The organism is Rhizobium anhuiense (genome assembly GCF_003985145.1).
GTDB classification, from domain to species: Bacteria; Pseudomonadota; Alphaproteobacteria; order Rhizobiales; family Rhizobiaceae; genus Rhizobium; species Rhizobium anhuiense.
The window spans coordinates 53175-62400 of the sequence record NZ_ML133545.1; the positions used below are offsets into that span (position 1 = coordinate 53175).

General features: G+C 60.6%; 8 protein-coding genes. 1 reads left to right on the forward strand and 7 read right to left on the reverse strand.

All coding sequences use genetic code 11. From position 1 onward, the window contains the following. Window positions 1-4 precede the first annotated feature (4 nt). From EEQ99_RS33210 to EEQ99_RS33235, 6 genes are all read right to left on the reverse strand, one after another. Window positions 5-1078: an ABC transporter ATP-binding protein gene (locus tag EEQ99_RS33210; protein WP_174824527.1), complete on the reverse strand. Its 1074-nt coding sequence runs from the start codon at window positions 1076-1078 to the stop codon at window positions 5-7. A gap of 23 nt (window positions 1079-1101) precedes the next feature. After that, window positions 1102-3024, reverse strand: a complete 1923-nt coding sequence (locus EEQ99_RS33215) for a glycoside hydrolase family 127 protein (protein ID WP_127431859.1) — start codon at window positions 3022-3024, stop codon at window positions 1102-1104. Window positions 3025-3043: 19 nt separating this feature from the next. Further along, a complete protein-coding gene (locus EEQ99_RS33220; RefSeq protein ID WP_063476273.1) occupies window positions 3044-3907 on the reverse strand; it encodes a carbohydrate ABC transporter permease in 864 nt (287 codons plus the stop codon). Next, on the reverse strand, window positions 3904-4821 hold the full coding sequence (locus tag EEQ99_RS33225) for a carbohydrate ABC transporter permease (RefSeq protein WP_063476272.1): 918 nt from the start codon (window positions 4819-4821) through the stop codon (window positions 3904-3906). The genes EEQ99_RS33220 and EEQ99_RS33225 overlap by 4 nt, the downstream gene beginning before the upstream one ends. A 73-nt stretch (window positions 4822-4894) precedes the next feature. Then, window positions 4895-6133: an ABC transporter substrate-binding protein gene (locus tag EEQ99_RS33230; RefSeq protein ID WP_063476271.1), complete on the reverse strand. Its 1239-nt coding sequence runs from the start codon at window positions 6131-6133 to the stop codon at window positions 4895-4897. Between the two features lie 54 nt (window positions 6134-6187). After that, the gene (locus EEQ99_RS33235; protein WP_063476270.1) at window positions 6188-7165 is read right to left on the reverse strand and encodes a LacI family DNA-binding transcriptional regulator; all 978 of its coding nucleotides are present in this window, start codon (window positions 7163-7165) and stop codon (window positions 6188-6190) included. Window positions 7166-7559: 394 nt separating this feature from the next. Between EEQ99_RS33235 and EEQ99_RS33240 the strand changes: the two genes are divergently transcribed. Continuing rightward, window positions 7560-8219 (forward strand): DUF4145 domain-containing protein, encoded by a 660-nt coding sequence (locus EEQ99_RS33240; protein ID WP_127431860.1) that lies wholly within the window; start codon window positions 7560-7562, stop codon window positions 8217-8219. Window positions 8220-8479: 260 nt separating this feature from the next. Here the strand turns inward: EEQ99_RS33240 and hemA are convergent. Then, a partial coding sequence (gene hemA / locus EEQ99_RS33245; RefSeq protein WP_127431861.1) for a 5-aminolevulinate synthase occupies window positions 8480-9226 on the reverse strand: 747 nt, incomplete at its 5' end.

Genomic DNA, 9226 nt, shown 5'->3' on the forward strand with positions numbered 1-9226 from the left:
GCCATTACCGCAACCGGTTGCCGCCCTCGTCGAACAATCTGCAATCCGACGGTTCGAACAGCAGGCTCACCTGCTCACCCGCTGCGATGCTGACCGGTGACCGATGCTCGACGGTGAGCGACTGGCCATCGGCAAGCTGGCAATAGAGATATTGCGTTCCGCCGAGATACTCCGAAAAATCGACCCTGGCCGTCAGGCTGCCCGAAAGGTCGGATGCCACCTTCAGATGCTCCGGCCGCAGGCCGAGCGTCACCGCGGCGCCAACCGGCCTGTCTGCCGGCGGCAAGCCGCTGCCGATGCGCCGGCCTGCGACTTCGACCAGACCGCCCTCACCCCAGCGGGCGTTCAAAAGGTTCATCCGAGGCGAGCCGATGAAGCCCGCGACGAAGGTATTCGAGGGATTTTCGTAGATTTCCCGGGGCGTCCCGGCCTGTTCGACACGGCCATCGCGCAGCACGACGATCTTGTCGGCGAGCGTCATCGCCTCGGTCTGGTCGTGCGTGACATAGATCATCGTGTTGCCGAGTTCGCGGTGAAGGCGGGCGATCTCGATGCGCATCGAAACGCGCAGTTCCGCATCGAGATTGGACAGCGGTTCGTCGAACAGGAAGACATCGGGCTTGCGCACGATCGCACGGCCGATCGCCACGCGCTGCCGCTGACCGCCGGAAAGCTGTCCCGGCCGCCGGTCGAGAAGATGATCGATCTTCAGGATCGCGGACGCGGCCTTGACACGCGTCTCTATCTCGGCGGCTTGCGTGCGCGCCATCTTCAAGCCGAAGGCCAGATTCTCCCGCACGCTCATATGCGGATAGAGCGCGTAGGACTGGAAGACCATGGCGATGCCGCGCTCGGATGGATCGAGATCGGTGACAACACGTCCCTTGATTTCGACCTCCCCGTCGGTCACGTCTTCCAAGCCGGCGATCATGCGAAGAAGCGTCGATTTTCCGCAGCCGGACGGCCCGACGAAGACGACGAATTCGCCCTCGGCGATCGTCAGGTCGATGCCGTGAACCACCTGCAGACTGCCATAGCTTTTTCGCACGTCCTGGAGCACGACGCTCTTGTTACCCATATCCTTCGTCATCCCCAAACGGCCTATTTGTCCGACTGGACCCAGACGAGCATCTCTCCGGGCGCGCGGTTGTCCCAGAGATGATAGGGCACGAAACGCGCGGTGGCGACCTGCCTTTCGGCCGGCGCTTTGCGGTAGAGCGGCGTTCCCCAATTCGATGTTTCCTCGCGCTCGACCTGGAGATCGAGGGCGACGGCATCGTTGAGATCCTTCAGCACCACGGTTTCGGCGGCCGGAAGCTCGCGGGGCAGGACGATGGCGTTGAGGTCTTCGCCATTGTCTGTGGTTTCGACGCAATAGACGAGCGGGCCGCGCATCAATGCGACCCGGCCGGCATCCTGACGCACCTTCGGATTGGCATATTGCGGGCGAAGCGAAAGCGGCAGGTAGAGGGCGACACGATCGCCGTCGGCCCATTCACGATCGATCCTGATATATCCGTCCTGCATATTGGCGTTGAGATCGAGCATCGTTCCGTTGATGCTGAGGGTGGCGCCCTCCGCCCAGTCCGGGATGCGCAGCGACAGCGCGAAGCGCGCCGGCCTCTCCAGCCGGGTGGTAAAGGCGACCGCGCCCTCCCACGGGTAGTTGGTCACCTGCTCGAACTCCACGTTGGCGCCGTTGGCAAGCTTCAGCCGCGCGGTGCTCTCGCCATAGAGATGCACGGCGATCTCGTTGTCGGCAACGGCGTACATATAGGAGCCGATCGAGGTCACCAGCCGGGCAATGTTGGGCGGGCAGCAGGGGCAATGGTGCCACTTCCAGCGGTGGTGCTTGCCGGCACTTTCGAGCGGATTGTCATAGAAGAACGTCTTGCCGTCGGTCGAAAGCCCCGGCAGCGCGCCGTTGTAAAGCGCCTGCTCCATGATATCGGCATAGCGCCGATCCGGACCGCGGCCGAGCATTCGGCTTGCCCAGAACACCAGGCCGACCGAAGCGCAGGTCTCGGCATAGGCGGTGGCATTGGGCAGGTCGTAATAGTCGGTGAAGCCTTCGTTGGAGGCTGCCGGGCCGATGCCGCCGGTAATGTACATCTGCTTGGTGGTCAGATCGTCCCAGAGCGTTTCCAGCGCCGCCGTCAGGCTGTCGTCCTTGTATTCGGTGGCGATGTCGGCCATGCCCGAATAGAGGTACATGGCGCGCACCGCATGGCCGACGACCTTCGTCTGCGCACGCACCGGCTGGTGCGCCTGCGCATATTCATAGGTCTTCTGGTGGTATTCGGAGACATTGCGGCCGTCGCGGCTTGCCTCGGCGGTGAAGAAATGCGGCTCGGTGCCGCGTTCGTCGATGAAATATTTCGACAGGTCGAGATATTTCTTCTCGCCGGTCACGCGGGCGAGCTTGACCAGTGCCAGCTCGACTTCCTCATGGCCGCAATAGCCTGATATCTGGCCTTCGCCGTGGCCAAAAATCTTGATCATGTAATCGGCATAGCGGCACATGATGTCGAGCAGCTTGCGTTTGCCGGTCGCCTGGTAATAGGCGACCGCGGCTTCCATGAGATGGCCGGCGCAATAGAGCTCATGATGGTCGCGCAGATTGGTCCAGCGGCGGTTCGGTTCGACGCGCTGGAACCAGGCGTTCAGATAACCGTCCTCGTCCTGCAGTTTCTCATACATGTCGATGATTTCGTCGGCGCGCGCCTCGAGCTTCGGGTTCGGCCGGCGATAAAGCGAATAGGCGATGGTCTCGATCGACTTGCCGAGGTCGGAATCCCAGAACATCTGCGTCGTCCCGCCCCAAGGCTGAATGGGAATGACGACCCCGGGGCTCGGCTGGCTGACATCGATCGCCTTGAGCATGCCGGCCTCGACGCAGCGGTCGAGCAGGGTCTCGGCGGTGGAATTGCAGACGGCGTCCTGCCATTTGCCCCAGAAGCCGCCGAGCTCGACATCGGGAACGGCGACGGGACGAAACTGGCGATCGTTGCTTGCTTTGGTCATGGCTCCACTTTCTCTCAAATCATTTCACCGCGCCGGCCATCAGCCCGCGCATGTAGTAGCGTTGCAAAAGCAGGAAGACGATCAGGCAGGGGATCGTCATGACGACGACACCGGCTTGGACCGCTCCCCAGTTGATGGCGCCGAGCCGTCCGGCGCGAACCGCCGTCATCAGCACCGGCAGGGTGTATTTCTCATTGCTGGAGAGCAGCACGAGCGCCGCGAGAAACTCGTTCCAGGCGTTGAGGAAAGCAAAGATCGCGACCGTCGCCACACCGGGAAGCACCAGCGGCAGAAGAACCCGGACCAAGAGCCTGAGGTCGCGCGCGCCGTCGATGCGCGCCGCCTCTTCGATCTCCTTCGGCACGGCGTCGAAGGCGTTGCGCATCATGAAGACCGAGAAGGGCAGTTGCAGCGTCACATAGACGAGCGTCAGCCCAAGCAGCGAATTGTTGAGGCCGAGCTTTGCCAGGATGATGAAGAGCGGCGTCAAGATCGATTGGAACGGGATCATCAGCGTCGCGATGATCAACACGAAGAGCGCATTCTTCATCGGGAACCGGTAGCGCGAGAAGCCGTAGCCGGCGAGCAGGCTGACGGCGACGGTGAGCACCACGGTGGCGACCGAAACGAACAGCGAATTGATCATGTGCCGCCATATGCCGGCGCCGAACGTATCGAGCAGCGCATAGGAATCGATGCTGACGCCGGAGGTCGGCCACGGCGGCAAGGGCGGCAGGCTGGCCTCCGTGCCATGTCGGAAGGACGACAAGAGCGTGATCGCGAAAGGGGCGAGAAAGAAGATCGATATGGCGATGCCGGTCAGGTGATAGACCGATTTCGTCCGGATCGCCTTGCGCGTGCGGCGCTCTTTTGAGGTGGTCATGGACGCTCCTCCCCGACGCGAAGCAGCCAGAGCTGCACGATGCTGATCGCCACCAGGATGGCGAGAAGCACGATCGAGAGTGCTGCGCCATAACCGAGATTGAACGACACGAAGGACTGATTGAAGATGTAGTAGACCACCGAGATCATCTTGTTCTGCGGTCCGCCTGCGGTCATGATGTAGAACTGGTCGAAGGCGAGGATCGAACCGGTGACGGAGACGATCAGCGCCAGCGCGATCGTCCTGCGCATCAGCGGCAAGGTCAGATGCCTGAACCGCTGCCAGCGGCCGGCGCCGTCGATGCGGGCGGCCTCCGTCAGCTCGGACGGAATGGCCTGGAGCCCGGTTAGAAGAATGATCATGGTGAAGCCCGCGATCTTCCAGACGACCATCACCACGATCGTCAGAAAGGCGGTGTCGAAGGTCGCGAGAAGATTGGGGCTCTTTTCCAGAAGACCGAGCGCCTTCAAGGCGGGACCGATGAAGCCGCTATCGACATTGGCAAGCCAGACCCAAAGCAGCGAGGCCGTGGCAAGGCCGACCACGACGGGCAGGAAGATGATCGTGCGGTAGGCGCTGACGAACTGCCGTTCCTTTTCGACGAAGATCGCCAGCGGAAAGGCGATCGCGAAGATCGCGACAGTGACGATCACCGTATAATAGGCCGTGAAATTCAGCGCCGTCATGAAGCGGCTGTCGTTGGCCATGCGAACGTAATTGTTGAAGCCGATCCAGCGCGACGCCCCCATCAGCGGCCAGTTGTGAAGGCTCATCCATCCAGTGAAGAGAACCGGCATGATGAAGAAGACGATGACCAGCGCCATAGCAGGCGCGATGTAGACGAGGCCGCGCCAGTTCGATTTGCGCCGTCGTCTGCGTCGAGGCAACAGGATCTCCGAACCGAAACCGGTCATCAAACGCTCCGCATCTGTCAATTGAAATTGGCCGGGAAGCTGCCACCGCTCCCCGGCCGCGGCCGAGGGAGAGTTATTGGCCGCTATCGATGATCGATTGCATTTCCGACTGGGCGCTCGAAAACGCGCCGTCGACGTCCTCGCCGAAGATCGCGGCGTTGGTGAAGCTTGCCCAAGGCCCGTTGGCGCTGTTGATCAGATCGTTGAACTGCAGCGTATAGGGCGTCTTGGCGACGGCGATCGCCTTCAGGCCAACCTGCATGCGCGGGTCGAGACCCTCCAGCACCTTGTCGGCGATATCACCGCGCGTCGGCAGGCTGCCATATTTCGCCATGATCTTCTGGCCGTCCATCGAATAGACGTATTCGAGGAACTCCTTCACCGCATCGATCTTCTTCGTGCCCTTGGTGATGACGAAATTGTCGCCGCCGGCAAAGGACGAAGGCTTGCCGTCGACACCGGGAATGAGGGTCACGCCGAAGTTGATATCGGGATGTTCGGTCACCAGCGTGCCGATGGCAAAGGCGCCGAGGCTTTGCTGTCCGATCTTGCCGTTGGTGAAGGTCAGGAAGTTGGCGCCGTTGTCGCTGGCAGCACCCGCCGGCACGAGGTCCTTCTTGACCATGTTGCGGTAGATATCGACCGCCTTGCGCATCTGAGGCGTATCCAGCGTCGCCGTCTTGCTGTCGGCCGACAGGATATCGACGCCGGCGCCCCAGACCAGCGGCGTGAAGGTGAAGATCATGCAGCCGCCGCAGCCGCCGCCGGAGAAATAGAAGCCGTAGGTATCGTCACCCAGCGCCCGGATCTTCTCGGCATTGGCGGTGATTTCGTCCCAATTCACCGGTGCTTTCTCCGGGTCGAGACCGGCCTTCTTGTAGAGGTCCTTGTTCCAGGCAAAGACCGAGGTTTCGACCGAAAGCGGCAGGCCGTAGATCCGATCCTGATAGGTGCCGAGGCGAACATGCGACGGCGAAAGCGAATTGAAATAGGGAAGCGACTTCGCCCAGTCCGTCAGGTCTTCCAGCTGGCCGGCCGCGGCAAAGGCAGGGTTATAAATCAGATCCATCGACAGGGCGTCCGGCGCCTGTCCGCCGGCGATCGCCGTCGCATATTTCTGCACCAACTCGGAGAACGGCACCTCGGTCATCACGACCTTGTTCTCGTGACCGGAATTATAGGCTTCGACGACCTTCTTGAAGGCATCGCCGATCCCCGAGCGAACCCACATCTCGACATTTTCGGCAGCCGACGCGGCCGATACCAGACATAGGGTAGCGATGCTGGTCGCCACCAATAAACGCTTGATCATGACACTCCTCCCGATATGGCGCATCTCCCTGCGCCTTTGCTCATTCCCTTGTTCTCATTCCGTGGAAGCTTTGCTCCCGCATGACTGCCGGACGATCAGCCGGCAGGGCAATTTCCTCACGCCCGGCTCGACAGGCCGTCCTTCCGCGAGCGCCAGCACCGTCAATCCGGCCTGCCGTCCGAGTTCCTTCAATTCCATGTCCACCGTCGTCAGCGGCGGCCGCGTCTGGGCCGCGACAATCTCCCAATTGTCGAAGCCGATGACCGAGACGTCCTGCGGCACCTTGACGCCGCGCTCGCGCAACGCATCCACAGCGCCGCGGGCGATCTGGTCATTGCCGCAGAAGAGCGCATCCGGTTTTTCTCCCGGCCTCTTCCACAGCTGTTCGACCGCGTCATGGCCCCAGCTTTCCGACCAGACGCCGTAGAGCACCGGTTCGCGGTGACCGGCCACCTCGTGATAGGCGCCGGCGCGTTCCCGCACCGAGAAGAAGTCCTCCGGCCCGGTGATATGGGCAATCCGCCGCCGCCCGATCTTCACGAGCCATTCCACCGCCAGCCGCGCACCCTGCTCGTCGTCCGACCGGAAGGTAACGCTGTTCTGCGTCCCCTCCGTGAAGGCGTAGACAACAGGCACATGCAAATTCGACAGATCGACGGGCAGGCGCCGATCCAGGCGCTTCCCCGTCGCGATGATGCCGTCGACCTGTTTGTCCAACATCGCATCGACATGGATCTGCGCAAGGGCCGGATCGTCTTCGATGGCGCACAGGAAGACCGAAACGCCGTGATCGACGAGCGCGTCCGAAATACCCGCCATGACAGGCAGCGTGAAACGGCCGTAGGTATCGTTCGTCAGCAGCCCGACGGTGAAACTGCGCTTGCTGAGAAGACCTCTTGCCAGCGCATTCGGCCGGTAGCCGATTTCGGCGGCGATCCGCTTCACCCGTTCACGCGTTTCCGACCCCATCCGGCCGGTATCGTTGAGCGCTTTCGACGCCGTCGAGATGCTCACCGCGGCAGCCGCCGCCACCTCGTGGATGGTGATCCTGCCCCTTTTTCCTCCCGATATGTTCAGACCTTCCTCCTTCTGAAGTGACATGAGAAAAGCTTTTACCAACTTGCATGTCAAGTGAGAAAAGGTTTTCTCATGCAATTCCAAGAGGGTCAGGAGGCGCAGGCTACAGCAAGGAAGCATAGGAAAAGACCGATGCGATCTGATCGGAGCGGATTGCAATACGTCATAGAGTTGCCAACTTTGCGACAGGCGATATCGACAAACGACAACTCAAGGCCTTCCGTACGTGACGCCTTATTGCATTTGCCTCGCGACTGCAGGTTGAATTCTTAGTAGACGTATGTGACCTTCAGAACGTCGCTGACTTCCTTGAAGAAAGCGCTTCCACAAGATCTGCGGAACGGAACACATGCCCACACAGAAATTATCGGCACGCTTTGCTGACTTAATTGTCCAAGCGAGGACGGTCGAAGCGACCAAAACGCATCATCGCTCGGAATACTCCGGTGAATATGACAGCGTGGACAAAAATCAACTCATCGGCTGGAAAGTAAAGGCGAAAAACCTCCTAGCATCCGCGTGCGCTAAGGACTCAGAACATTATCAAGCGTTTGTGGAGGCTGAAAAGCCGGAGAGCTATAGGGATAGCTGGCAGGAGCTTCAGCAGTTGAAGTCCATTCTGATGGCCGCCCAAGAGGACTACAACGGCGGTTATCTTGATAAGGTTCGTTCGCTCGTTCAGGCGGAACTATTCAGCGATGAGTTGGATCAAGCGCGACAGCTCCTTGCAGCATCGTACGCTACACCGGCCGCTGTCGTCGCTGGCGTTGTGCTTGAAACCAAACTTCGCGACATGTGTATCGCCCAAGGCCTTTCCACCGGAAAGCTCGACAAAATGAATGCCGATCTAGCCAAAGCTGGCGAGTACAGCCTGCTGGTCCAAAAGCGGGTCACCGCAATCGCAGACGTGCGGAACAGTGCGGCGCACGGCCACCCAGAAAAATTCACTGCTGATGACGTCCGAGAAATGATCGAATATGTGGAACGTTTCCTCCTCGATCATTCATAGCAACCGCCCGAGAGCCTAATTCGAGGGACCGTTGCAATCATAGCCGGCGCGCGCAAACCTTTACTTCCGAAGGACGCGGCAACGGTGACGAAGCCCGTTTTTGAAGTGCCAATAGTAAGAAAGATTGGAAGTACGCTGACTGACAAAACTTTTCGGGCGAGACGATGAGCGGAAGAAGGTTTGCAAAAGCAAAACGATGACGGTCAGGATCTCTGGCGGAGATCCTGATTCATGGGGAAACCCAAGCAATCATCGAAAAATCAGGCGACGTGCCTTGCCAGCGCACAGCGCGACCAGAGCGAATGCAGCGCCTCGACCAGATGGGCGATATCGGCATCGGAATGCAGCGGGGTCGGCGTGATGCGCAGCCGTTCGGTCTTCTTCGGCACCGTGGGGTAGTTGATCGGCTGGACGTAGACGCCGCAATTGTCGAGCAGCAGGTCGGAGATCCACTTGCACTTGGCCGCATCGCCGACCAGCACCGGCACGATATGGCTCGGATTGGGCATATGCGGAATGCCGCGCTGGTCGAGCAGCGCTCTCAGCTTGCGGACCCGGTCCTGATGGCGGGCGCGCTCGAACTGGCTGACCTTCAGATGCTGGATCGAGGCGACGGCGCCGGCGGCGAGCGCCGGCGGCAGCGCCGTGGTGAAGATGAAGCCGGAGGCGAATGAGCGGATGAAATCGCATAGGGCCGTCGAAGCGGCGATATAACCGCCCATCACCCCGAACGCCTTGCCGAGCGTGCCCTCGATGACGGTGAGCCGGTCCATCAGCCCTTCGCGCTCGGCAATGCCGCCGCCGCGCGGGCCGTACATGCCGACGCCATGCACTTCGTCGAGATAGGTCATCGCGCCGTATTTGTCGGCGAGGTCGCAGATCTCCTTGATCGGAGCGATATCGCCGTCCATCGAATAGACGCTCTCGAAGGCGATCAGCTTCGGCGCCTTCGGATCGGCGGTCGCAAGCTTGGCTTCGAGATCGGCCACGTCATTGTGCTTCCAGAT